Raw genomic sequence first — 25,371 nt, 5'->3', positions numbered from 1 at the left:
AAACTCTTTCTTTTAGGGCTAAACTATAGATTCCTTTAATGTAAATCCGTTCAAAATTCCTGGTGTGAAAGGATTTACTTGATTGTTTGTTTTTAAGAGGTAACGACCTGAATTGCTGTTTATTTCAAAGAGAATTTGTAAGCTAGAACTGTCTTGTTCATCAATCAGTACATTCACTTTCTCAAGTAGTTTAAATAAAGCCCAAGTTCCTTGCTCTGCCAATTCATAATGATTGCCTTCAATTGAATCAAGGGCGAGTTTGGCATGAGATTGTGGCCAGGTAAAACGAATAACTGACTCAGTACTTTGATTATCGGTTAATTTGGTGCTGCCAATCTCAAGTTCTAGATTAGCAACTACAGGATCCAGGCTAATTTTTTGTAGACTAAAATCAATTTTGCTCTCATCACCATGATCTGGGAAAAACATATTGGTAATAATATTCGCACGTATGAGCGCATCTAATGTCTCTGATGCAATAGGTAATACGGAGTCATTTACTGCTTTAGGCTTCCATTCTGCGCTGGAAATATCCAGGAATGGTTTAACATAGTTTTCAGTAAAGGTGTTTAAAGCCCCACGAGTTGAAAAGAAATGATTAAAGTCATTAATCGTAATTTCTTCATGTTGTGACGAGTCAAAAGGATAGCGTCTGGCAATAGTACTTTGGAATTCTCTGTAAACAGTTTCTTGCCACTGTTGGTTAATATACTCACGACTGTCTTTGATCAGAATACCCCATGCGTCACTTGCTAATTGTTTGGTCCATGTACTTAAAGGTTCAGGTAATTGTCGCGCTTGATTATAAAGCAGGCTTACTGGATCAGAAGCACTTTCACTGGAAAAGCGGGTTTTTGTGATATTAAATGCGGTTCTGCCGCCATCATTTATCATGGACAAGGTTGAAATAAAGCGCTCCAAATCAACGATTTTTTGGCTGAGTTCTTTAGTACTGGAATGACTCATTAAATTTAAATCAGTAAATTGATTGGCTATCGCATGATTAAAAGGTGATGAACTATTGGTCAAGTCCGCTTTGGTTTCTTGTTGAATTAGAGCAGTTATCTTACTCAATGAATGAGATTGCTCTAGATTTTTAACTACTTGCCGTCCAGTTTGATAATCTTGGTAATGCAAGGGCTGTGATTTACGCATAAAGGTTTGCCACCAGGTCACGTAATCAAAACAATAAGCCTGAGTGATCATTTCTTGTAATTGATTTAAGTCATTGCGTCCAAGTACCCAGTTTTCCTTTTGTAGGCTATAGCTAATGTCAGGAATCTTTTGCATGATTTCGTTAAAACCTGCTCTGGTAAAGTAACTTGGCAATTCATTAGTTGCCAGTACAAAACCATCAATGGCAATTTTTTGTTTTGAATTAGGGAAAAATTCTTTGGCAATGGAATAATAAAGGTAACTGGTGGGTAATGCATTTAAATAATTTCTTGCATCAGTAATTACCTGCTGTTTTACAATTATATTTTTGGGTGGCTTACTTAATAAAAGTTTTAATAGTGCCAGTTGTTTTTTTAAAGCACTTTCAGGTTGGTTTTTCCATTGACTCGTGAACCAATCTTGTACTTGCATCGACGAGAAATGTTCTGGTTGGCTTAACATTAGATAAATTTTCAATGCGTTATAGCGAACAATAGGAGTATTTCCTGGATTATTGATTACATCTTCCAACTCACTGGTCAATGAGGGTAAAAACTCACCTTGGAGACGATTTTCAGCATTATGGTGCAAATTATATTTTAATTGATGTACTGTTGGTAGTGATAAGGAATTACTGGGAATATGGCTCATTGTTTTGGCCGCATTTGATAAATGATAAAGGGCCTGCTTTTCTTTATTTTTTTGACTGTTGAGAACATCGTAAGCCAGTAATTCTTTGCTTGTTTCATCGAGTAAATGAGCAGTTTTATAATGGTTGTAGCTTAAAATCAGTAAACTAATTCCAGCAATACTTGCTGTTATCGCAATAATGGGTTTTTGTGAAAATTTTCTAACTTGTGGAATTTGGCTGCAATGTTCCTGAATCGTGCTTAATGCACCTTCAACAAAATAAGCTCTGAAATTGGTCGCTTGCGGAAACGTATCTTGTACCATCAAGGCATATTCATGTTGAATTTTCTTATTCAAGCGATCAATGCTCACTCCACCTTGCTCCGCACTACTAAAATAAATGGAATGTAAATTAAAGAGCCGGGGAGAAATTCCTTGAATTAATGCTTGAATAGAGGAACGAAGACTTGCGACCTGTAGTGGAAATTCCCGAATTAAACTGCGTCGCATAGTCGAGCGGGCAGGATGCATTTTATGAATTACTTGTTGGCCGATCTGTTCTGTGAGCTGGTTGAATTGTAATGAATAGGCTTCTATTTTTTTCTTTAATTCATTTCTGCAATCGAGCGAAAACCCTAAAGGTTTTGATAAATCACTCGCATGTTCTGATTGATAAAATTCGGTAAAACCAGCGAGAGTATCCATTTTGGTAAACATCAGTGCCAGATTGACAGGATAGCCCAGATTTGTTCCAAATCGTTCCAATAATTGTAGATGGGCTTTTTTCTGTTCGGCAAACTGTCCTGGATCGGCAATGAGTAAGTCGTTTACATCAATACATAAAACCAGTCCGGTAATTTTTAGATAAGCGTTGCATCGATTTAATTGTTTTAACGTCGTCAGCAATAATGTTTTGCTGTTAGTGAGCCAATTTTCACCAAGCTCAATAATAATACCTTTCTGATTAAAATAAATCTTTGCATGTTGCTCGCTAAAAACGGGTATTTCTTCCATATTGCTTTGTTTTAAGACTGCCGATTTTCCTTGAGCATTTCTACCTGTAATCACTATAAAGGATAGCTGATTGCTTTGTGGCTTTAGCTGTGAAAGTATTTTTTTTATAGCATCACATAATGCGCGTAAAGAATTGTCCATTAGCTATCCAGAAGAGCAAGTTGGGTGTGTCCAAATAAAACGGTTTTCGCCTTATTTTCCAATAAATATTGGCTGGTCAAAAAAGCAAGTGTTACCACAGTAACCGCAGTAACCAAGGTAATGATGACTGCTTTGTAATTCTTTTTAACAATTTTGGGAATAGGGTTTTCATTAAATAAGCGGCGCGGTTGATTAAACCGATTTTGCTGAATTATTTGATAGAGATCTTCAATATAATTATCCAATACCTGCCGTCCATCCGCCTTGAGATGGTAATGGCCCTCAAAACCAATAATCAGAAAAAAATAAACGAGCTCTATCAGATCAAGATATTGAGTGGGTCGTTCTTTAATGTAATTAAGGATTTCAAAAAAACGCTGTTGTGGTTGGGCATTATCATTAGTGAGTGGAGTGAATGCCTTAAATTCAGCGGTAATTTGGTATACACGCATGTAATTTTTACCAATGATTTCATCTATTGTTGCAGCCATTAAATAATAAGCGATCGCTGCAAAGTCTGCTGGATATTTAGAAGCATCCATTTTACTTTGAAAAGCGAGTAATTCATGCTCGATATTGTCTCTGATATTCTCAATAGCAGGCAAAGAGGGACTAAGACAGAGTCGCTCCAGTAAGGATAAAAGAGGGCCTGCTGCTGCAACTAAAGAATTGGTAGAAAAGGGAGCAATGAATAATTTAGAGCGATAGTAACCTTGCGGGACAAGCATCGTTCCCGAATTAACGAGGTGGCTGCTGACCAGTGAGGCTGGATAATGCGCAACTGTCATGGTCTTGCTCCTAATAGGTCTTGATTCAAGCATGAAATCGTTTTGCAAACACTCTAAAGTAAAAGAGAGATGATACGTTATATAACTCGCATAGTTCAAGTGAGTCAAGCTTTATGATTTAGAGGATTTGGATATCATGCCCCTGGAACCTGTGTTACTTGCTTTTTAAATTAAGTAAAAGCTAAATGATGGATGTTCTTTAAATACCCGTTCGCAAGCAAACGGGTACGTTTAGTTATTTGAGTTTATATGGTTCTGCTGCGGTAGTGTTAGCTTCTGCCTCATTTTTAGCCAAGGTTAAATGGTTTACTAGATGAGTAAACGCATCTCCGGCTAATTGCGCTTTAAGTACGAGCTCGCTAGAGAGATTGCCTTTACTCACAAAACCACTAATAGCCCCGAAGTTAGTGACAATTTGACTATCGTTTAAATATTCTAATACTTTAATGACATGAGGATTTTTTGCGTCCATCAAGAGGAGATTTAGTCCATGGACTAGAGTATCTAACGCATAGGTTCCGACGAATTCATTATATTTGTTATAGTTAGTATAAAAACTATAGGCTGCACCTATCAAAGAGAGCGTGTTTACAACTCGTGACGTTCTTTTATCTGTTAAAAAATTATAGCCACTTGCAAATAAACCGAAGGCTGACCCTATATTGAGTGGATTGCCACACATACCCATGAAATTACTCCTTGTTTATTTAAAATGAGTTCATTCTATATTCTGTTTGATTAAAATCAATCTACAGATCGTAGTATTCTTCTTTAGAATACTGTTTGCTGGATTATCTTTAGAAGTACGTATCCATTTATACCTTTATTGGTTATGTTTCCTAGGAGATCGGACACAGTCCCTCATTAGGCTTGGTGGTGGGATGATAAATCAATTGCCTTTTTTTGAACTCGGGAGCAAATGATCCCTTACTAAAAAAGGAGTCATCGTGTGATTTGATTGATAAAGAATATTGATAAATTGGAATTTGTAAGGTTTTAAGTTGGGCTAATAAGGTTTTATCAATCGTTTTTGGCACCCATATTTCTGAAATATCTTGGCTACTTACACCACCAAAAATCTGAATGTTAATGTTATTTTTTTGGTTCAAGAATGTTGGGGTTGGACACGTATCAAAAGCATGAAAATAACCGAGACGATGAGTATCTGTTTCTCTGAAAATCTCGTTGGTATCAAACGGCAGCCATGTTGACCGGTCTTGCATGTCCTGATTCAGCTTTAGAACGATGCCGCATTCCTGGAACGCTTGGGAGTATTGACTGTGTCTAGATATTTCAACGGGTTTATTAGGAACATGCAGAAGACCAGAAATATGTCTAATTTTTTTTACCGTATCTACGGTGCCGTACTCTTTTTCCAGTTCAATATCAAAAACAACTTTTTCTATATCCCATTTAGGATCATTTTTTTGGCCTGAGGTCATTACTTCCTTTTTGCTAATGAGATGTTCCACATCTTTGAGGGAGCAAGGGATTAATAAATCACATTTCTGAAAAAAAGTTTCGGCAACCTTGGGATCGCCCGTTCCATATTCTCTTTGTAATCGCTCAATTAATTCTACTACGGTTTGATTGATATCTGGATGTTTTTGGTAGTGGTCAGGATGAATTGTGCTGCCAGGGGCTAAATCTTTAAGCATTAAATTCTCGGTATAAATCAAAAGAATGAGTATCTAATGAATATCGTATGCTTTGATCGCTAAATGCGAAAATGGTTCCTGGAGGGCTCTTTTTATCTGAATTAGCAATAAGCTCCAAATTAAGTAGACGGTCTGTTTCTTTCATTACATCAGATAACTGATTTATTAAATTTAACGCATGAATTAGAGAGGGACGTGTTTTAATCATCTGGGCTACAGGTTCTGATTGTTCCTTTCCTAAATCGGCAATCTCTTTCACTTGAATTAAAGCCGCAGTAAGACGTTCTAGTTCTTCTAACGTGTCTTGGCCAAAGTTTTTATCTAAAATTGAGTGTAGCGCAGTGCTTATTTTAGGTACGTCAAAATATTTAGATAGATGTACATCAGATTCTTTAACTTGAGTACTTAGGGTTGTGAGCTGTGCACGTAGTTCTGTTATTGCGCTATTGAGATCATCCGCCATATATAATTGATAAGTATGCATGGGAAATTACTCTGGTTTGTGGATCTATATAGTATGAGTATAGTTGGGAACAAATTTTTTTCGTTAATGATATTTACAAAGATGTAGCTAATGAACAGCGGAAAACTAAAGCAACTCTAATAAGTTATCTTTTGCATATTTTATTTGCATCATTCCTTAACAATAAGGTACTATTCTTGTTTGCCAGATATAGAACTATTTTGGTACTATATTTATAATATGGATAGAAAATAAAATAAGTGAGTTTTTGTTTCTAATTAAGACTTATTTAGTACTAGATTATTCGAGTTTGAGGTGTTATGCTGCGCATCAGCAAGTTGGCCGATTATGGAACAGTAGTGATGGTTTATCTCGCAAAGCACGCGCAAGGATTGTGTAATGCTCGTGATATCGCATTACATACTCATCTAACTGTACCTACGGTAAGTAAAATTTTAAAACGTTTAACCAGTGCAGGTTTGTTAACTTCAGTACGTGGAGTGGCTGGAGGTTATCGATTGCGACGACCTGCAACTGAGATTTCTGTGTCGCAAATAATTTTTGCATTGGAAGAACATCGCGGTTTCACAGAATGCAGTTTGCAACCTAATGATTGTTCATTACAAGGTGTTTGTACCATTCAGGGCAATTGGCGCTTAATAAGCCAAGCAATTGAAACAGCCTTGGATAGTGTGAGTTTGGCCACTTTGGCGAAACCCACCTTGCAAGCATACGATGTGGAACGAGTTCGACAATTGGCAAGTGGAGTTAATCGTGGCTAAAAGCAGTGAGCAAATTAATTCTCTGCTCGATAGAGAATACCAACATGGGTTTACCACCGACATTGAAGTAGATACTTTTGAGCCTGGCTTGGATGAAGAAGTTATTCGACGTTTATCAGCAATTAAAGGCGAGCCTGAATTTTTGCTGGAATGGCGTTTAAAGGCTTACAAGCATTGGTTAACCATGTCGACCCCTCAATGGTCCAGTGTGCACTACCCGCCGGTGGATTACCAAGCTATTTCTTATTATTCAGCACCTAAACAGAAAAAAGATGCTCCTAAAAGTCTGGATGAGGTTGATCCCGAATTACTAAGAACCTATGAGAAATTAGGTATTCCTTTAAGAGAACAAGAGATGTTGGCGGGTGTAGCTGTCGATGCAGTATTTGATAGTGTTTCTGTGGCGACTACGTTCAAAGAAAAATTAGCCGAAAAAGGTGTTATTTTTTGTCCTATCTCTGAAGCCGTACACAAATACCCCGAATTGCTTATGCAATATTTAGGTTCAGTAGTACCTTACCGTGATAATTTTTATGCTGCTTTGAATTCGGCTGTTTTTAGTGATGGCTCTTTTGTTTATGTCCCCAAAGGGGTGCGTTGTCCCATGGAATTATCCACTTATTTCAGGATTAATGCAGCATCTACAGGACAATTTGAGCGTACCTTAATCGTTGCCGATGTAGACAGTTATGTTTCATACCTAGAAGGGTGTACAGCACCTATGCGTGATGAGAATCAATTACACGCAGCGGTGGTGGAGTTAGTTGCTTTGGATGGAGCACAAATTAAATATTCCACAGTCCAAAACTGGTATCCAGGTGATAAGGAAGGAAAAGGTGGAATTTATAATTTTGTGACCAAACGAGGGGCATGCCGCGGCAAGCGCTCTAAAATTTCCTGGACACAAATTGAAACCGGTTCAGCAATTACCTGGAAATATCCCAGCGTTATTTTACAAGGGGATGATTCTGTTGGGGAATTTTATTCAGTTGCGTTAACCAATAATTACCAACAAGCCGATACGGGCACTAAAATGATCCATATTGGCAAAAACACGCGTTCAACCATTATTTCCAAAGGAATCAGTGCGGGGCGTGCACATAATGCATATCGTGGTTTGGTTCGTATTGCACCGACAGCGACTAATGCGCGTAATTATACTCAGTGTGACTCTATGCTGATGGGGTCTGAATGCTCTGCGCATACTTTTCCTTATATTGAAGTTAAAAACCCTACGGCACAGGTAGAACATGAAGCAACTACTTCAAAGATTAGTGAAGAGCAACTGTTTTATTGTCAACAACGAGGAATCGATACCGAAGACGCTGTTTCGATGATTGTAAATGGTTTTTGTAAGCAGGTATTAAAAGAGTTGCCTATGGAATTTGCGGTGGAAGCGACTAAATTGCTAGGTCTAAGTTTAGAAGGGGCAGTGGGTTAATATGTTAAAAATCAAAGACTTAAATGTTGAGGTAAATGGCCAATCCATTTTAAAGGGCATAGATCTTCAGGTGAATCCTGGTGAAATTCACGCCATCATGGGGCCTAATGGTTCTGGTAAAAGTACCCTGTCTAAAGTATTAGCTGGTCATCCATCGTATCAAGTGACTGGTGGAGAAATAAATTATTTAGGGCAGGATTTGACGCCTTTATCTCCCGAAGAAAGAGCACGAGCTGGTGTTTTTATGTCCTTTCAATATCCAGTGGAGATCCCTGGGGTAACTAATGTTAATTTTCTCAAAGCCTCGGTTAATGCAGTACGTAAAGGTCAGGGAAAAAATACCCTTGATGCTATTGAGTTTCTCTCATTCATTCGCGAGAAATGCCAGTTACTGGAAATGGATGAAAGCTTTTTGTATCGCAGCATCAACGAAGGATTTTCTGGGGGCGAGAAAAAACGGAATGAAATTTTACAAATGGCTGCTTTAGAGCCCAAGCTGTCTATTCTTGATGAAACAGATTCAGGCTTGGATATCGATGCATTGCGTATTATTTCTCAAGGGGTTAACGCCATGCGGTCGCCTGAGCGTTCGATTATTTTAGTCACGCATTATCAGCGTTTGCTGGATTACATTGAGCCCGATTTTATCCATGTACTGGTTAATGGTCGTATCATTATGTCTGGTGATAAATCATTGGCACTTGAATTAGAGAAAAAAGGGTATAGCTGGCTTGAGGAAACGGTGTAACGATATGAGCGAGATTTTGGATTTTTACCAACAACGAGCAAAAGCCAGTTTATCTACCTTACCTTGGCTTGCCCAATTGCAGACTAAAGCATTAAGGGATTTGAACCGACACGGCTTTCCAACGCGTCATGATGAAGACTGGAAATATACCAGTGTTGATGCCTTATTGAACCAACCGTTTATGCGTTCTGGCACTGGAAATAGTCCTCAAGAGTCTGTGGTTGTAGCCCAGGATGGAAAAATAAATTCTGATCTACCAGTAAATCAACATGTATCAATCCAAAATGGACTCATTTTGGGCATAGAACAACTTACCAAAATTTTACCTAAAGGAGTGTTAGTCCTTCCTTTGGCTGAGGCATTAGTGAACCATTCGGAATTGCTGCAACCTTATTTGGGAACCATTTTAAAGCAAGAGCATGGTTTTCATTATTTAAATACGGCTATGATTCATTGTGGTCTATTGATTTACATCCCTGCCGGGGTTGTGATTGAAGAGCCTATCGCTTTAACACATATACAAACTCAAACGAATCAGGCAGTTTATTTACGACATCTAATTATTGCTGAAGCAAACACTCAGGCTACAATAATTGAAGACTATCAGGGTTTGGCTGATTGTTGTTATCTGACTAATAAAGTAACTGAAATTGTAGTCGGTGCTGATGCCAAATTAACACATTGTACGATTCAAAGGGAGAGTAAATCGGCTTTTCATTTAGGTCATCTGTCGGTGAAGCAATTGGCAGGTAGCGAGTTTGCCAATCATTCCTTAAGTCTTGGTGGACAATTGGTCCGTTCGGACATCAGTTTGTATCTGCAAGAAGAAAAAACTCATTCTTTAATGAATGGGATTTATGCTCCTGCTGAAGGGCAGCATGTGGATCATCATACAACAGTGCACCATTTGGTTCCTAACTGTAGTAGTGAACAGGATTATAAAGGGATTCTCACTGGACGTTCGCGTGCAGTATTTAATGGTAAGGTCGTTGTTGCCAAAAATGCACAACACACGGATGCCAAACAACAAAATAAAAATTTATTACTTTCAGCAAATGCAGAAGTTGATACAAAACCACAGTTAGAAATTTTTGCTGATGATGTTTTGTGCTCTCATGGTGCAACAGTTGGACAATTAGATGAGGAAGCATTATTTTATTTGGCGACTCGTGGAATTGATCGACTTGAAGCATCGCACTACTTAATTCATGCTTTTGCTAGCGATAATCTGCGGCTTATTCCCCATCGTCAATTGGCGGATTATATGGGGCATTTATTAACACAACAGTTGGGGTAAGCTAATGGACGCCTTGGATATTCATGCAATTCGTAGAGATTTTCCTATACTCCATCAAAAAGTAAATGATTCTGATTTAATTTATTTTGATAACGCGGCAACGGCACAGAAGCCTAAAGCGGTGATTGAGGCTATTTCTCATTATTATGAGCATGATAATTCGAATGTGCATCGCGGTGTACATACTTTGAGTGTCAGAGCAACTGAGGGCTATGAAGCTGCGCGTTCCAAAGTGAAGCGCTTTATTAATGCAAACTCCCCCCGCGAATGTATTTATGTACGCGGAACAACTGAAGCAATTAATTTGGTAGCCCAAAGTTTGGTTGCACCTCGTATTTTACCTGATGAAGAAATATTAATTACACATATGGAACATCATTCCAATATTGTTCCATGGCAGATGGTATGCAAAAAAACAGGTGCCAGGCTGCAAGTTGCACCTATTTCTTTGGATGGTGAAATTCTCTTGGAAGAATTTGCTAAAAAATTAAATAAAAATACCAAGTTTGTTGCAATTTCTCATGCCTCCAATGCCTTAGGTACAATTAATCCGGTTAAAGAAATGATTAAGATGGCCCATGATGTTGGTGCCGAAGTATTATTAGATGGAGCACAAGCAGCTCCTCATTTTGCAGTAGACGTACAAGATTTAGGGTGTGATTTTTACGCGTTCTCTGGACATAAGTTATTTGGTCCTACAGGTATTGGCATTCTATGGGGCAAAGAAGAACTTTTGGAAGCCATGTCACCTTATCAAGGTGGGGGCGAAATGATTAATTATGTTACCTTTGACGCCACAGAATATGCTGCTTTACCTTATAAGTTTGAAGCGGGTACTCCTAATATTGCCGGAGCAATTGGCTTAGGTGCTGCAATCGATTATTTAGAGTCGTTGGATAAGGACGCAATCATTGCGTATGAACAGGAATTATTGGAATATGCAACTGCTGGAGTTCGCTCTGTAAGCGGATTTAACATCATTGGAACCGCCAAACAAAAAGTACCTGTGGTCGCTTTTGTCCATGGAACAATTCACGCGCATGATATTGGCACTATTTTAGACAGTGAAGGAATTGCAATACGCAGTGGCCATCATTGTGCTATGCCATTGATGGATTTTTATAATGTGGCTGCCACTTCACGTATTTCTTTGGCATTTTATAATACTAAAGAAGAAATTGATGCATGCATACAAGCATTGCATCGAGTTAAAGAGGTATTCGCATGAGTGCTGAGTTGCGAGAGCTTTATCAAGAAATCATTATCGATCATAATCGCAATCCACGTCATCACTATGAAATGAAGGATGCGACAGTGCAAGCGAATGGTTTTAACCCTTTGTGTGGGGATAAGTTAACCGTTTATGTTAAAATCGACAAGGATTTGATTACTGAATTGAGTTTTTTAGGATGTGGTTGTGCTATATCTCAAGCTTCGGCTTCCTTGATGACGGACTCAATAAAAGGAAAAACCATAGAAGAAGCTCATGAAATGTTTCATCGCTTTCATCATATGTTGACGCAAAATGAGGAAAGTCAGTTACGTTATATGGATAAGTTGACCGTCCTTGCCGGAGTTAAGGCTTATCCGGCGCGGGTAAAATGTGCCACCTTGGCTTGGCATACTTTGGAAGCGGCATTGAATAAAGACAGTAATGTGGTGAAAACAGAATAGGAAGACATTATTACTGGGTTTTATTGTGCTTCACATACATTATGCTGGTAATTGAGTTGAATCCTACGTCCCGCGGCTTGTCCACGGGATCTGGTGAGAGCGAAAGATGTCTGGATCCCGCGGACAAGCTGCGGGACGTGGGATAGATTATTATCATTAGGTTATGACAGTGTTGCACTGCCTAGATTATAGTCACCAAAATATAAGTAGGTACTTTATGTTTGGTTTTAAGAAAAAACAGGACTTGGAGTTGTTGAAAGAAGCCATTATTAATGCGCTTAGGGAGATTTATGACCCTGAGATTCCAGTCAATATTTATGACCTGGGCTTGATTTACGATATCTTGATCGATGAAGAGGCCCATGTTGTAATCCACATGACTTTAACTACTCCAGGTTGTCCTGTTGCTCAAACGTTTCCAGGAACAGTAGAACAAGCGGTCAATAAAGTTGAAGGTGTTCGCGATTGTTCTGTAGAATTAGTCTGGGAGCCACCTTGGTCTCAAGAGAGAATGACTGAAGCAGCACGACTGGAATTGGGAATTTTTTATTAATGTGGCAGCCTTCAGCACCGATCGAGCTTTTGCGTCAACGGGCGAAATTATTAGCAAGAATACGTTCTTTTTTTACTGAGCGTGATTACTTGGAAGTAGAAACTCCAATTATGGCGCGCTATGGTACAACCGATGTTTATCTCAGTAACATCAAAGCTACTTTTCGTGGTGAATCTTATTGTTTACAAACCTCTCCTGAATACCATATGAAGCGAATGCTTGCTGCAGGGAGTGGCTCTATTTTTCAAATAGCCCGTGTGTTTCGCGATGATGAGCTAGGTCGTTGGCATAATCCTGAGTTTACTTTGTTAGAGTGGTACCGATTGGGTATTGATCATCATGCCTTGATGGACGAGATGGATGCGTTCCTGCAAATGGTGATGCAATCTAAGCCTATGATCAAAAAAACCTATCAACAGGCTTTTCTTGATGCCTGTGATGTGGATCCGTTATCTGCGCCCATTACACAATTTAGGGAAATATTAACGCGTTATGATTTGGATAATGTCTTATCTCCTCAAGAAGAGGATAGAGATCAGTATCTATTTCTCTTAATGAGTCATGTTGTAGAACCTTTTTTGGGTAAAGAATGCGCCCCGGTAGCTGTATATAATTTTCCAATATCGCAAGCGGCTTTAGCAAAAATTAATCATGGTGTGGCAGAACGTTTTGAGGTGTATTATCAAGGAGTAGAGTTAGCAAATGGTTTCCATGAGTTAACCGACGCTACTGCCCAAGCTAATCGTTTTGTTCAAGACCAAAAAGTAAGAAACAAAAAAGGTTTTCCTTCTGTGGACGCGGATCAATATCTTTTGCAGGCTTTAGAGCATGGTTTGCCAGCTTGTAGCGGAGTGGCCTTAGGCGTCGACCGCTTATTGGCTTTGGCCTTAAAACAACCTGAAATTTCGAAAATTATTTCTTTTGATTTTACCAGGGCTTAATTCTTCATATTCTCCCGTTCAATTTGACAATCAAATCCTACACTGCACCCATGGATGGTCTAATATTAATCATATAGTAGTGCTTATTTTGTGGGCTATTAATTATGATACGGGCTGAAGATGTTTTTAAACCTGATTTTAAAAGCAAATCAGAATTTAAAGGTCCCATTGTCTTACATATGATTGATCAGAATGGTTATGGTGATGTTTCTCTTGGAATGAAAATAGCTAAATTTCTGACGAAAAAATATCCAGATGCTCCGATTTATGTTTTAGCGACAACTGATTCAATAAAAAAAATAACCGAGATTGAGCCTGACTTTTTAGAGCAAGTGACGCATCCTCAAATCAAAATGGTTAATACGAATAAGCTCCACCCTCATAAGCTCCGTGAGCTATGTGACAGTGCTCAACTTGCAGTTGAAACTGCAATTTTTAATAACACATTGAATCATTATCATAAGAAAAGTACCTGCCCCAAAATATTTATTGGTGAATATGGGCTTTATGAAAAGCCAATTTATGAGCCACCTATAATTAATTTAAGTGGAAATGTGGGGGTGGGAGAGAATTATCCGGGAATTTTAATTGAACAGCATTTAAAAGAATTCTCGCGTCTGAACCCCGATGCAAAATTGAAAGCTCGCGGCCAAATACTGAACGGACTCGATCCTCTTTTAAAAAAGCAAGTGTTTGGTAATGAGGTGGATGATGCCACTTCATTTCTTAAAAAAAACAGTTTTGCTTTTTCTTATTATAACCACCCTTATTCTTACAAGAGAGCGGCTACAGTCTTTGCAGCAAGTAATGAGGAAGGAAAACATGCAAATTATTTTGTAAGTGCTTCAGATAAGAATGAGAAGGATCAGGTCGTATTATCCATGCTTGAAGAAAAAGACTTTCAAGCGAAATTAAAAGAACTAGGCTATGGAAAGCTTGTTTTTTATACTGGAGACTCAGAAAAGCCGCATAAAGAGATTGTTTTGAATGAATCAAATCCTGGTCGAGAGTTTAGAGTATTTCAAAGAAATCGTTTTACTCATGATACAACACTTGATTTAATGCGTTTATCTGATGTGTGCGGAGTTGCCGGTGATCAATCCCTTACGGAAGCATTTTCGCTTGGTTCTTACCCTGTCCCCGAAGAGTGGCACTGTCAAATTGATATAATAAATCAAATTGCTAAAACCTATTACGCCCAAAATGGGGTAATGTCGCGTATTCATGAACATACCTGGAATAAAAAAGATTCAGTGGACGATTGGGTCTATGCTGGGGGGTTATTACAAGCTTATCGGCCCGTCGTGGACACAGTTCTTACTAAATTCCAGGACCAGGCAAATCTTTACAATGCACTCGATCATCGGCTTAATATAGAATTGGATAAACCGAAACAAGAAGAAATCGATAAATATAATAAAGCATTTATTGAGTCACTGGTGGCCAATCAAAGAAGTCTAAAAAAAGATAAAGATAAAGCTTTTTTTATCGCCACAGAAATAGCCCGTCATTATGCTAAGTTCCAACCGAGCGAACCGCTGACCCTGAGTAAAATACTTGATACAATGAGTGCCCATGTGGGTAAACCCATTGCCCACATTCACAGCCTTCGCAACATTGTAATTAAAGAGAAAGATCTTGATTCAATAAAAAGTGAACGAAGCAGTAGTTTTATAAAAAGAAATATTACTCACAACCCCTCACGCAATACAGAGTTATTCACTAAACTCCAATCTTTACAACAACACTTTCAGTCCTCGATGGAGACCAGTACACAAGGTAAAAGCAGTTCGTTTAAAGATAAATTTTCTGATATGTGTCAGACGGAACTTACCGAACAAGATCTTGAGAGAGCCGTAAAATATTTAGCTAAATTAAGCATACACGAACTTGGGGAGGAGGTGGGTTTTGGTCATACCCATAATTTTGGCAAAGTGTTGGATGACGGGTATCACTTTGTTGAAAAAATAACCCCATTTGAACAGGATAAGCCAATAAAAGAAAATAAAAAATTCACTTTTATTCTTGAGACGAATTATTCAAATTCGAATCAATTTGTAATTACAATTTCTAAAGATCAATTGCGTGAGTTTTCAGAGCGACAAAAGCAAGTAGAAGCTCAATCAACGTACAACTGTTGATGATGTCAAGCACCCGACGCAGCGCAGCGCGTCGGGTGCGGGCTTATTGAGTATTAGTTACAACATATCGATTTGCTTTCGGCAAAGATGGAATAAACCTCGTTGTCACCAATAATTAGATGATCCAATAAGCGGGCATCAACTAATTCAAGAGCCTCGCGGATGCGTTCAGTGACAACAATATCTTGATGGCTTGCATCGGCTAGACCTGATGGGTGGTTGTGGGCAAGGATGAGGGCCGCAGCATTAAGTTGTAAGACACGTTCGATGATGGGTCTGGGATGAATCGTGGCCGTATTGATTGTGCCAGAAAAAAGTTCTTCATAAGCAATGATGCGATGTTGATTATCAAGAAACAGAGCAGCAAACGTTTCATTTTTATAATCGCGCATCCGCTTTTTTAAATAAGCATAGGTTTGTTTGCTGTTGGTGATTTGAGTTTCTTTTTGCAACTGAATGTAATCACTGCGACGGCACATTTCTTTAACTGCTTGCAATTGGGCATAGCGTACATCTCCCAAACCATGGATTTGCTTGAAACTTTCTTTATCTGCGTTAAGAATGGCACGTAAATCTCCCAAATGTTTGAGGAGGTCAAATGCTAATTGGACACAGGATTTTTTATTACTGCCGGAACTAATAAAAATTGCGAGTAACTCTGGATCTGAAAGACTTTGTGCACCGTGGGTAAGTAATTTCTCACGCAGGTCTAACTGCCGTGTTGATTGGACAACCGTCATTTTTCTATTCCTTTATTGCGAAGTTTATGCTTTGATCGAAGCTATTCTTATCAAAAACGTTGAACCATGCAAGATTTTATTGGGAAAAAAGTACTTCTTGGAGTTTGTGGTGGGGTGGCTGCATATAAATCAGCTTATCTGATTAGAGAGTTAACTCGAGCAGGTGCTGAGGTTAAAGTGGTGATGACCCAATCAGCCCAGGAATTTGTTAGTCCTTTATTGATGCAAGCTTTATCAGGAAATGATGTACGTACGAATTTATTTGATGCCCAGGCAGAACGTGCTATGGGGCATATTGAATTGGCACGTTGGGCTGATTATTTGGTGATTGCACCTGCTTCTGCCAATTGTCTTGCCAAAATAGCACAAGGTATCGCTGATGATTTGCTCTCAACGTTATATCTTGTTGCAGAAGTTCCCGTGATTGTTTGTCCAGCGATGAATCGCAGCATGTGGTCTCATCCCGCGACGCAAGCCAATTGTACGCTTTTACAGGAACGTGGAGTTATTTTTGTGGGCCCTGAAGAAGGTTCCCAAGCTTGTGGAGAACAGGGTTTTGGGCGCGTAAGTGAAGTGGAGCAAATCATTAGCGCTTTACGCTTACATGAGGTACATCGGTTATTAGTGGGTAAAAAAGTGCTGGTTACTGCGGGACCTACTCGTGAATCTATAGATCCCGTGCGATATATCAGCAATTATAGTTCCGGAAAAATGGGCTATGCCTTAGCAGAGGCTGCTGCCATGGCTGGAGCACAGGTTACTTTGATTAGTGGACCGAGCTCTTTACAGGCTTCGGCGACTATTAAACGGATTCAGGTTGAGTCTGCACAAGAAATGCTGAATGCTGTCATGCAGGAGTTGCCATCAGATGGTATATTTATAGGAACAGCTGCTGTTGCAGATTATCGGGCTGAGTCACCGGCGTCTGAGAAAATCAAGAAAAAAAATCATGATGAAATGACACTTAAGTTGATCAAGAATCCCGATATTTTAAGTCGTGTTGTTGATTCAGCTAAGGCTTCTTATGTGGTTGGATTTGCTGCTGAAACTACGGATGTTTTACATTATGCCACTGAAAAATTACAGCATAAAAAACTGGATATGATCGTGGCTAATGCAGTTGGTAAAGGACTTGGATTTGACAGTGAGGTCAATCAAGTTACTTTGATTGCAAAAAACAAGCAAATCGAGCTGCCCTTAACCCATAAAACACGGTTGGCTGGACAAATTATTGCAATCATTGCTGCAACTCTGCAAAATGATGCGCATTAATGTTAATAGGAAAAATTATGACGCAAGCGATTCAATTAAAAATTCTTGATGCTCGAATAGGTGACACAATTCCGTTGCCTACTTATGCGACCGATGGTTCAGCCGGGCTAGATTTGCGTGTTTGTATCAATGAGCCGATTCAAATTGCACCGCAAGAGACTGTGCTATTGCCAACAGGTCTGTCAATTTATATTGCTGATCCCAAATTAGCTGCCGTGATTTTACCTCGTTCGGGGTTGGGACATAAAAATGGTATCGTTTTGGGTAATTTAGTTGGGTTAATTGATTCTGATTACCAAGGTGAACTTAAGATTTCTTGCTGGAATAGAGGAATTGAACATTTCACTGTGAATCCTGGAGAGCGTATTGCGCAATTAGTTTTTATTCCAGTTGTACAAGCAGCTTTTGAAATAGTTAATGAATTTACTGAAACCTCTAGAGGAGACGGTGGATTTGGCAGTTCGGGGAGACATTAAATGAACTATCAGCAAAAGCAAGTTTCTCGCTCTGTGTTTCGTGCTTATGATATTAGAGGCATAATTGGTCAAGAATTGGATGAAAATGCGTTCTACAGCATTGGACTGGCTCTAGCCTGTTATTTACGTGATTTGCAACGCCAGCAAATTTTCTTAGCACGCGATGGTCGCCTCACCAGTTTTGGCATGGCTTCAGCTTTAAAACAAGGATTACTAGATAGTGGCATTGATGTACTTGACCTGGGCGAGGCTCCCACCCCGGTGATGTATTTTGCAGTTCATACTCAAGGTATCGATTGTGGTTTGATGGTAACAGGAAGTCACAACCCGGCGAATTACAATGGCATCAAAATGGTGTTATTGGGTAAGACTCTAATGCAAGAAGATATTGATATCTTGTATCGGATGGTTCTGGAAGGGAAACGCGTTGTTGGTCAAGGTAAGGATGTGCCATTCGATATTTTGCCTAGCTATAAGCAACGGATTATAAGTGATATAAAAATCAAGCGCCCATTAAAGGTTGTCGTTGATTGTGGGAACGGTATTGCTGGTCCAATTGTGCCGCAAGTGCTTCGTGAATTAGGTTGTGATGTGATTGAACTTTATTGCGATGTCGATGGTCATTTTCCTAATCATCATCCTGATCCAACCATCGAAGCTAATTTAGTTGATCTGAAAGCCGCGGTAGCAACACATAAGGCAGATTTGGGATTAGCTTTTGATGGTGATGCCGATCGCGTAGGTTTGGTCACAAATAAAGGAGAAATGATTTGGCCAGATCGTTTGATGATGCTTTATGCGCGTGAATTATTAACGCGTCGTCCCGGAGCAACTATAGTTTTTGATGTGAAATGTTCCAGTCATTTAGAATCGGTGATCAAAGAAGCGGGTGGAGTAGCCAAAATGTGCCCTACTGGGCATTCCATTGTGAAGCACATAATGAAAGAAGAAGGAGCTGCTTTGGCTGGTGAAATGAGCGGCCATTTATTTTTCAAAGATCGTTGGTATGGATTTGACGATGCACTTTATAGTGCTTGCCGGTTACTCGAAATCATTAGTGCTTCTGATATGACAGTAAGTGAACAATTTGAAGTAATTCCGAATAGCGTCAATACTCCGGAATTAAAAATTGCCATAGCAGATGATGAGAAATTTCAGTTTATGAAGCGGTTTAACGAAATGGCAGAATTTCCTCCACAGGCACGTGTTATAGCAATTGATGGTTTACGTGTGGAATTGGATAAGGGATGGGGTTTATTGCGTGCATCCAATACAACTCCTTGTCTTGTTGCTCGTTTTGAAGCAGAAGATGAACATAACTTAGAGCAAATTCAGGAGTTATTTAAAAAACAGATGCATTTATTAGATGACACACTGGAGTTGCCATTCTAGGAACGTTGAACCTGGGCGAGGGTATCGCCCTAACCTGGGTTTTAAGTCATCCCTAAAAATAAAGTATCAAGTTTTATTGAAATGTATTCTAAAAAAGAACACACTAAGTTCAATTTATGATGAATCTTTATGATAAATGGAGTTACGCTTGGAACATTTAAAGTCATTTGATCCTTCCAAATTATCTAATACGGTAAGCATGAGTAAAGCAAATATGCCCCTTGTCACAATTGGCCATGGTTGTCACTTGACTATAGCTTCTTCGCAAGTATTGGCACATTATTCATCTGCGGTTGCTTTACCACCTCAGGCTATGGATGTAATCGAAGCTTCATATCAGTATTTAAAAGTTCATGTTGATTCGAGAGTACCCATTTATGGGGTTAACACAAATTTTGGTGATCAAGTTCGTTATATCGATGCGGCTTTAAAAGATACTGAGGCACTGGACTATTATGAGTCGATAAATGAGCGACAAGAAAACATCATTCGCTCTCTTTCTTGCGGTTTGGGCACAATTGTCGCGCCGCATATCGTTCGAGTGACTATGATGCTGCGTGCCCATTGTTTGGCACAAGGTTATTCTGGTGTTCATCCCGAACTAATTAACTCACTGTTAGATTTTCTAAATGCTGGTATTACTCCCGTAGTTCGTTGCTATGGTTCCATTGGTGCCAGTGGTGATCTTATTCCCCTTTCCATGATTGCCGCAGCGCTTATTGGAGAGCCGGTTGCGGTTACTTACCAAAATAAAGTAATGCGGGCGCCTGAAGCGATTCAATTAGCAGGGCTTAAGGCTTATAAACCTGTCATGCGTGATGGTCTTGCCCTCATTAACGGCACATCATTTATGACTGCAATAGCCAGTTTGGCCGTTTATGATTTGCACCGTCTATTCAATCAAATGTTGGCTGCCATTGCGATGACCTTAGAGTCTTTGCTGGTAATAAGCAGTGCTTATCATCCCATGGTGCATCAACTGAAAAAACAAAAGGGCGAAACGACAATCAATCAATTTTTTATTGATTTCTGGGAAGGCAGCCAATTATTGACCGATTTAGATGAATTACGAACCACAGATTATACCTATAAACCCGTGCAAGATTATTATTCTATTCGTTCTGTTCCTCAAGGATTTGGCCCCTTTCAAGAAAACTTAGAACGTGCGATTAGATGGATAGAAAATGAAATGAACTCCGTTAATGATAATCCTGTCATTGATGTCGCAGCGAATAATATTCATCATAGTGCAAATTTTATGGGCTATTATATTACGGATGCATGTGATATTTTGAAAATGAATATTGCCCAGGCATCTACGTGGATGCATGCATTACTTGCAAACTTAGTACATCCTCGTAAGAATCATAATTTACCGGTAAACTTAGTCCCTAATCCAGGAACGCATAATGGTTTTCGTTCGATGCAACTGTTGTCAGCGGCACTGGCAGTACAAAATCGTAAATTTGCTCAGTCACATCAGTCATTTACTTTACCTACAGAGGGTGATAATCAGGATGTAAATAGTTTAGGAACTCATGCCGCTCTGGATTTTCAAGAGTCAGTCGCTAATTTGGAGCGACTCACCGCAATTTTGTTTCTTGCTGCAACACAGGCTCTTGAGTTACGGGGTATTGAAAAAGCAAGTAAAAAAGCACAATCTATTTATCACACGGTTCGTCAGTATTCTCCAAAAATAGAACACTGTAGGCCGATGACAGAAGAAATTGAACTAATTATCAATTTACTGAGGGATAGTAAAATATAAAGGAGTAAAACGTGCGTCGGTCTCATTTATACCTAACGCTTTCTTCATTTTTCATGGCTGCACCAGTCTTAGCGACGTCTGATTTTAATCTGCCTTTTGTTAATACATCAGGACTGGGAGTGGCTTATGCCGATTGGGCTAGTGCAGCCAGTGATGCGAGTACGGCTTATACAAATCCGGCGGGGCTGGTTAAACTGACTCATCAACAAATAGTCGGTAATGCATTAGGGATCATAGGTACTGCTCGATTCACAGGAACCGCAACGACCCCGACATTTCCATTTCCATTCCCTGTGGTCCAGTCGGGAGAAGCGAAGAGCCAAATTAAGGCTTTTCTCCCTTCATTTTATTATTCGGCACCTCTAAACCAGCGCATTTCTTTTGGTTTTAATCTGACGACTCCATTCGGATTGGGCACGAATTATGGTTCTACGCGATCCTCTATAGCACGTTATGCTACAACCCGTGCTCAAGTTGTGGGAATTGATGCAGGCCCAAGCTTAGGGGTTAAAATAACCGACCGGTTTTCTGTTGGAGCGGGATTTGATGCGCTGCATTTGGCATTCACTCTAAATAATATGTATGGTCCCCCTGTTTCTTTTCCTTTTGATTCAAGACTTGAGAATCATTTAAGTGGCTGGGGATATGGTTGGCATGGTGGTGCTTTATTTGATTTTACCCCAGAAACACGGATTGGGTTTAGTTATTACTCGCGAATCTCACTTACCACAACGGGACATAGTACCGTTCATGCTCCTGCAATTGGACCTGAAGTAGCAATTTTTAGAACCAACCAACAACGAACAAAGGCGGCTTTACCAGCCCGAGGCGATTTGAGTTTGCAACATGATTTCACAAAACGTTGGACAGGAATGGCCACAGTATTTTACACCCATTGGAGTACCTTTAAACAAATAACGATGGAAAATACGGAAACGCCAATGGGAGTAACACTACCAGTAACGATTCCTTTTAATTATCACAATTGTTTTGATTACGCAGTTGGCGCAACCTATAAGGCCACTGAAAAAATATTATTACGTGGTGGGATTAAATTTATGAGTACTCCCTCCAATGATCGCGATCGCGGCATCGCTGATCCTGTGGGGAGTGCTACTATTTTGGCTGCAGGTGCTCATTATCAACAAGATGAGCACTTAAGCTATGATGTGGGTGTTGGACATTCGTTCTTTAATCCTATGTCGGTGAATCTAGTTACTCCTTTGACTGCGCTTAAAGGACATACTCACACACAAACAACAGCCATTGGCGGACAAATTAACTGGAGTTTTGCTTAGTTTTCAACTATCTCGGTCTAGAGAAGGGGGCAACGGGTGCTTTTTTTGCTGATGGGGGACAAGAACGTATTGAGCATGACGTTAACGAACGCTTGCCCCTTTTCTAGGAAATAGAGAGTTTTTTTCCATCTAGCTCAAATATTTTGGCATCTATCATTTCATCAATTTTAGTTACAGAATCTGTATCTAATGAAAAAAACCTGGTTGTTAAACCTTGTCCTTTCGACAACACGGCATAAGAAGTACTTTGTTTGAAATCAGCTACGAAATGATTTAATGTGTCTTTATCGTCTATTTCGGATAGTTTATTTTCAAAATCCCTTATAATCTGACTTTTCAAAATATCTCCTTTTAACGATTGATATTTTGCCTTGAAATTTTCAAAATCATCGCCTTGTACTGTAAATATATGGAAACGGTCTTGAGGGGTGGATGCAATTTCTTGAGAAGGAGATGTAATTTCGAGTTTGACGAGTTCCTCGATTTGTTCGTCTTGGGCTACTTCTTGGATTTGATCGTCTAGCGCTACTTGTGTTTGATGCTCTTCTTTTCGATCCTCGAAATTATCTGCAATCGCTTCTTGTCGCCATGTTCCCTTATGGAATTTATCAATGCCGAATTTTTCAATGTGTTTACCTTCTGATGTATCTTCAGCATACGAGCTTAAACGGCGCATTATCGCGTTATTTAAGGGCCCTTTTGTTTGTTGCAGTCCATCATATAACGCAAAAATAACAAGTTGTCCGATCAAGTCATCTCTATAATCCGAGGACATAATTTCACTTCCAGCTCCATAAGATTCATCCTCCATAAGACTATATCCCGATCTATCTTTTAATTTCTCAACATCAAGTTGAACACCTTCAAAGTGTTCTGGAAAATAAAACTGACATCTTTGGATATAGCCATTGAGCATCGCCTTACAAGTACCTTCACCAGGTGTTGGATTATACATAGCCCAAACATCAGGCAGGACATAGGTCTCTCCGTCATAATACTTTTCAGCCTCTTCTGTAATTCTTGGAAACCATATGTCTTGGGGTTGATTATTGATCAAGTATTCAATTGATGTGACGATTGAGGTAGTATCCAAATAGTATCCGCCATATTCTTCGAGTATTGCCGCTTCCAGAATATCTTTTTGAGCGGAATATGCGTTATGTTCTCCCAATAAATCCACTGTTTTTTTTAGATTTTCTCGTTCTTCTTGAGTTAAATGTTTGGCATCTTTATAAAGATCTTCAATGGGTTTTAGCGTAATGTCAGGATCGAGATATCCAGCTTCTTTAATTCCTTCAATTATGGCCTCTGGTACCCACATTATTATTTCTTGATCTTGAGGATTCGGAGCATTTGGATCTCTATTTTTCTTTATGTCCATCACATAATCTTTTAATTGTTGGGCTAAAGCATTAGGACCATTTTTAAATGCATCTTCGTATTTGCCACTAGGCACACGACCCATCCAGATATAATGAAATTTATTAGTTGCCATTCAAATACCCAATTAAATTAATTTAGCTAAATGCTCATTAGTTAGCTTGCACATTAATTATTCTAATTGCTCCCTTAATTTAAATTTAGCACATAATTTAAACTTCCTTGTGGTTGCTCTTGAAAAACTGATGACAGAATTGATTTAATTTGACTCACTGTGGCGTTGTAATATACTTTGATTATTGATTAAATATCTTTTTATGATTTATCTTAAGGAATGTACTCATGCCAGGAATTATTAAAGTACAAGACATTGATGGTTTTGATGTTGTAGTTAACCAATCTAAAAATAAGCAGGGTGTGCGATTTGAGTTCTCTTTGGCCTGTCCAGTCACCGATAGGATGGGGGAGATCTGTCAAGTGCTTATGGAAAATCCAAGGGATAGTCTTTGCTTGGACTTCACTAATCATCCGCTCAGTGATAAAGATATTTCTGAACTGGCCACCTTTTTACAATCCGATAAATGTCCAAATTCTATAAACCTAATACTCGCCAAAACTTCTCTTAGTATGAAATCATTAGAGATCTTGGCAGCTACTATTACTCAAGGTTGTCATGCTTCTGAAGTTAAATTGGGACTAGGCGGCAATAGATTAAGAAATGAAGGCGCCGTTTTGTTTGCTCATGCTTTGCAGTCAGAACATAGCCCAGAAAAAGTGTCGCTAAACTTGGCCAATAATGAGATTTCAGATAAAGGGGTTATTGAATTAGCAGAGATGCTTAAATTACCCGGAAGTACTAAAAAGTTATCGTTAAATTTATTATTTAATCCTACAACAAAGCTTGGTTCTGCAGCTTTAATTGAAGGCATGGAATGTGGTTCACAAAAGGATGGTTTAAATCTAACTTATGAATTTAGTAAACATGGAACAGGCATTATCTGTAGTTTAGCTAATACATTAAAATCCAATAAATGCCCCGAGGAATTATCATTACAATTTGGAGTCAAGCATCTCACTACAACAGAAGTTAGTATATTATTTGAAGCCTTAAAGACAATACAGACTCCGTGTCAACTGGAGCTTGATTTAAGTGAGCAAGGACTAAAAGATGAGGGCTTTGCCATTATTCTAAAGGCTTTAGAACACATGCCTGAGGGCTTAAAAATAAAGCTTCATTTGGCATACAATGCAATTACACAAGAGGGCGCTGAAATGCTATCAAGTTTTATTCGTGCGAATAAACTGCAAGCTGAAGTTTATATGGATTTGACTGACAATTCTTTTGGTGGTGAAACCGGAAGGCACAGAATCCACGATGCAATGGTTCACAATCCTCAAATCTTAAGTTGGTTGTCAATTCAAGGACCGACCCGAGATATAAGTGATCTTTGTAGAAGTATTCGTGAGCATGCACCAGAGATTAAGAATATAGAACATTCGAAGTTTACCATTTAGCCATCATTTTTGGGCTAATTGTTCTTCTTCTTTATAGTATCTTAGTATGCTTGTGTTCATAATTTTCATGCAAGCATACTTAAACATGGATGATTTATTAAGTT

22 protein-coding genes are annotated in these 25,371 nt (G+C 39.1%); 15 read left to right on the top strand and 7 right to left on the bottom strand.

Features of this window, described 5'->3' with window-relative positions:
- Positions 1-18 precede the first annotated feature (18 nt).
- From icmF to ACWTEW_RS16160, 5 genes are all read right to left on the bottom strand, one after another.
- On the bottom strand, positions 19-2,940 hold the full coding sequence (gene icmF / locus ACWTEW_RS16180) for a type IVB secretion system protein IcmF (protein ID WP_454782693.1): 2,922 nt from the start codon (positions 2,938-2,940) through the stop codon (positions 19-21).
- Positions 2,940-3,728, bottom strand: coding sequence for a type IVB secretion system protein IcmH/DotU (gene icmH / locus ACWTEW_RS16175; RefSeq protein WP_454782692.1), 789 nt, complete (start codon positions 3,726-3,728; stop codon positions 2,940-2,942). Before icmH ends, icmF begins: the two co-directional genes overlap by 1 nt.
- A gap of 235 nt (positions 3,729-3,963) precedes the next feature.
- A complete protein-coding gene (locus tag ACWTEW_RS16170; protein ID WP_454782691.1) occupies positions 3,964-4,416 on the bottom strand; it encodes a hypothetical protein in 453 nt (150 codons plus the stop codon).
- A gap of 151 nt (positions 4,417-4,567) precedes the next feature.
- Positions 4,568-5,386: a hypothetical protein gene (locus ACWTEW_RS16165; protein WP_454782690.1), complete on the bottom strand. Its 819-nt coding sequence runs from the start codon at positions 5,384-5,386 to the stop codon at positions 4,568-4,570.
- Positions 5,379-5,870 (bottom strand): hypothetical protein, encoded by a 492-nt coding sequence (locus ACWTEW_RS16160; protein WP_454782689.1) that lies wholly within the window; start codon positions 5,868-5,870, stop codon positions 5,379-5,381. Before ACWTEW_RS16160 ends, ACWTEW_RS16165 begins: the two co-directional genes overlap by 8 nt.
- A gap of 299 nt (positions 5,871-6,169) precedes the next feature.
- Between ACWTEW_RS16160 and ACWTEW_RS16155 the strand changes: the two genes are divergently transcribed.
- From ACWTEW_RS16155 to ACWTEW_RS16115, 9 genes are all read left to right on the top strand, one after another.
- The gene (locus ACWTEW_RS16155; protein ID WP_454782688.1) at positions 6,170-6,631 is read left to right on the top strand and encodes an SUF system Fe-S cluster assembly regulator; all 462 of its coding nucleotides are present in this window, start codon (positions 6,170-6,172) and stop codon (positions 6,629-6,631) included.
- On the top strand, positions 6,624-8,072 hold the full coding sequence (sufB, locus tag ACWTEW_RS16150) for a Fe-S cluster assembly protein SufB (RefSeq protein WP_454782687.1): 1,449 nt from the start codon (positions 6,624-6,626) through the stop codon (positions 8,070-8,072). The genes ACWTEW_RS16155 and sufB overlap by 8 nt, the downstream gene beginning before the upstream one ends.
- Before the next feature lies 1 nt (position 8,073).
- On the top strand, positions 8,074-8,820 hold the full coding sequence (gene sufC, locus ACWTEW_RS16145) for a Fe-S cluster assembly ATPase SufC (RefSeq protein WP_454782686.1): 747 nt from the start codon (positions 8,074-8,076) through the stop codon (positions 8,818-8,820).
- A gap of 4 nt (positions 8,821-8,824) precedes the next feature.
- Positions 8,825-10,117, top strand: a complete 1,293-nt coding sequence (gene sufD, locus ACWTEW_RS16140) for a Fe-S cluster assembly protein SufD (protein ID WP_454782685.1) — start codon at positions 8,825-8,827, stop codon at positions 10,115-10,117.
- 4 nt (positions 10,118-10,121) lie between these two features.
- Positions 10,122-11,345 carry a SufS family cysteine desulfurase gene (locus ACWTEW_RS16135; protein ID WP_454782684.1) on the top strand — a complete coding sequence of 408 codons (1,224 nt, stop codon included), beginning with the start codon at positions 10,122-10,124 and terminating at the stop codon, positions 11,343-11,345.
- Complete coding sequence (sufU, locus tag ACWTEW_RS16130; protein WP_454782683.1) at positions 11,342-11,791, top strand: Fe-S cluster assembly sulfur transfer protein SufU; 450 nt, start codon at positions 11,342-11,344, stop codon at positions 11,789-11,791. The genes ACWTEW_RS16135 and sufU overlap by 4 nt, the downstream gene beginning before the upstream one ends.
- A gap of 217 nt (positions 11,792-12,008) precedes the next feature.
- Entirely contained in the window at positions 12,009-12,344 is a 336-nt protein-coding gene (locus ACWTEW_RS16125) for an SUF system Fe-S cluster assembly protein (RefSeq protein WP_454782682.1), read from the top strand.
- Entirely contained in the window at positions 12,344-13,285 is a 942-nt protein-coding gene (gene epmA, locus ACWTEW_RS16120; protein ID WP_454782681.1) for an elongation factor P--(R)-beta-lysine ligase, read from the top strand. Before ACWTEW_RS16125 ends, epmA begins: the two co-directional genes overlap by 1 nt.
- A gap of 104 nt (positions 13,286-13,389) precedes the next feature.
- Positions 13,390-15,426 carry a hypothetical protein gene (locus ACWTEW_RS16115; RefSeq protein WP_454782680.1) on the top strand — a complete coding sequence of 679 codons (2,037 nt, stop codon included), beginning with the start codon at positions 13,390-13,392 and terminating at the stop codon, positions 15,424-15,426.
- Between the two features lie 53 nt (positions 15,427-15,479).
- On the opposite strand, the gene radC is transcribed toward ACWTEW_RS16115, so the two are convergent.
- The gene (gene radC / locus ACWTEW_RS16110) at positions 15,480-16,166 is read right to left on the bottom strand and encodes a RadC family protein (RefSeq protein ID WP_454782679.1); all 687 of its coding nucleotides are present in this window, start codon (positions 16,164-16,166) and stop codon (positions 15,480-15,482) included.
- Between the two features lie 66 nt (positions 16,167-16,232).
- On the opposite strand from radC, the gene coaBC reads away from it, so the two are divergent.
- From coaBC to ACWTEW_RS16085, 5 genes are all read left to right on the top strand, one after another.
- On the top strand, positions 16,233-17,438 hold the full coding sequence (gene coaBC, locus ACWTEW_RS16105; protein ID WP_454782678.1) for a bifunctional phosphopantothenoylcysteine decarboxylase/phosphopantothenate--cysteine ligase CoaBC: 1,206 nt from the start codon (positions 16,233-16,235) through the stop codon (positions 17,436-17,438).
- Positions 17,439-17,455: 17 nt separating this feature from the next.
- Positions 17,456-17,914 carry a dUTP diphosphatase gene (gene dut / locus ACWTEW_RS16100; RefSeq protein ID WP_454782677.1) on the top strand — a complete coding sequence of 153 codons (459 nt, stop codon included), beginning with the start codon at positions 17,456-17,458 and terminating at the stop codon, positions 17,912-17,914.
- A complete protein-coding gene (locus tag ACWTEW_RS16095; protein ID WP_454782676.1) occupies positions 17,915-19,306 on the top strand; it encodes a phosphomannomutase/phosphoglucomutase in 1,392 nt (463 codons plus the stop codon).
- Between the two features lie 148 nt (positions 19,307-19,454).
- The gene (locus ACWTEW_RS16090; RefSeq protein WP_454782675.1) at positions 19,455-21,074 is read left to right on the top strand and encodes an HAL/PAL/TAL family ammonia-lyase; all 1,620 of its coding nucleotides are present in this window, start codon (positions 19,455-19,457) and stop codon (positions 21,072-21,074) included.
- 11 nt (positions 21,075-21,085) lie between these two features.
- Positions 21,086-22,372: an OmpP1/FadL family transporter gene (locus ACWTEW_RS16085; RefSeq protein ID WP_454782674.1), complete on the top strand. Its 1,287-nt coding sequence runs from the start codon at positions 21,086-21,088 to the stop codon at positions 22,370-22,372.
- Positions 22,373-22,475: 103 nt separating this feature from the next.
- Here ACWTEW_RS16085 and ACWTEW_RS16080 read toward each other — a convergent pair whose 3' ends face one another.
- Positions 22,476-23,867 (bottom strand): hypothetical protein, encoded by a 1,392-nt coding sequence (locus ACWTEW_RS16080; RefSeq protein WP_454782673.1) that lies wholly within the window; start codon positions 23,865-23,867, stop codon positions 22,476-22,478.
- Positions 23,868-24,094: 227 nt separating this feature from the next.
- On the opposite strand from ACWTEW_RS16080, the gene ACWTEW_RS16075 reads away from it, so the two are divergent.
- Positions 24,095-25,267: a leucine-rich repeat domain-containing protein gene (locus ACWTEW_RS16075; protein ID WP_454782672.1), complete on the top strand. Its 1,173-nt coding sequence runs from the start codon at positions 24,095-24,097 to the stop codon at positions 25,265-25,267.
- Positions 25,268-25,371: the final 104 nt, after the last annotated feature.

The organism is Legionella stuttgartensis (genome assembly GCF_977063405.2).
Note: the sequence above shows the minus strand (reverse complement) of the source record. Positions and strands in the feature narration are given on the sequence as shown.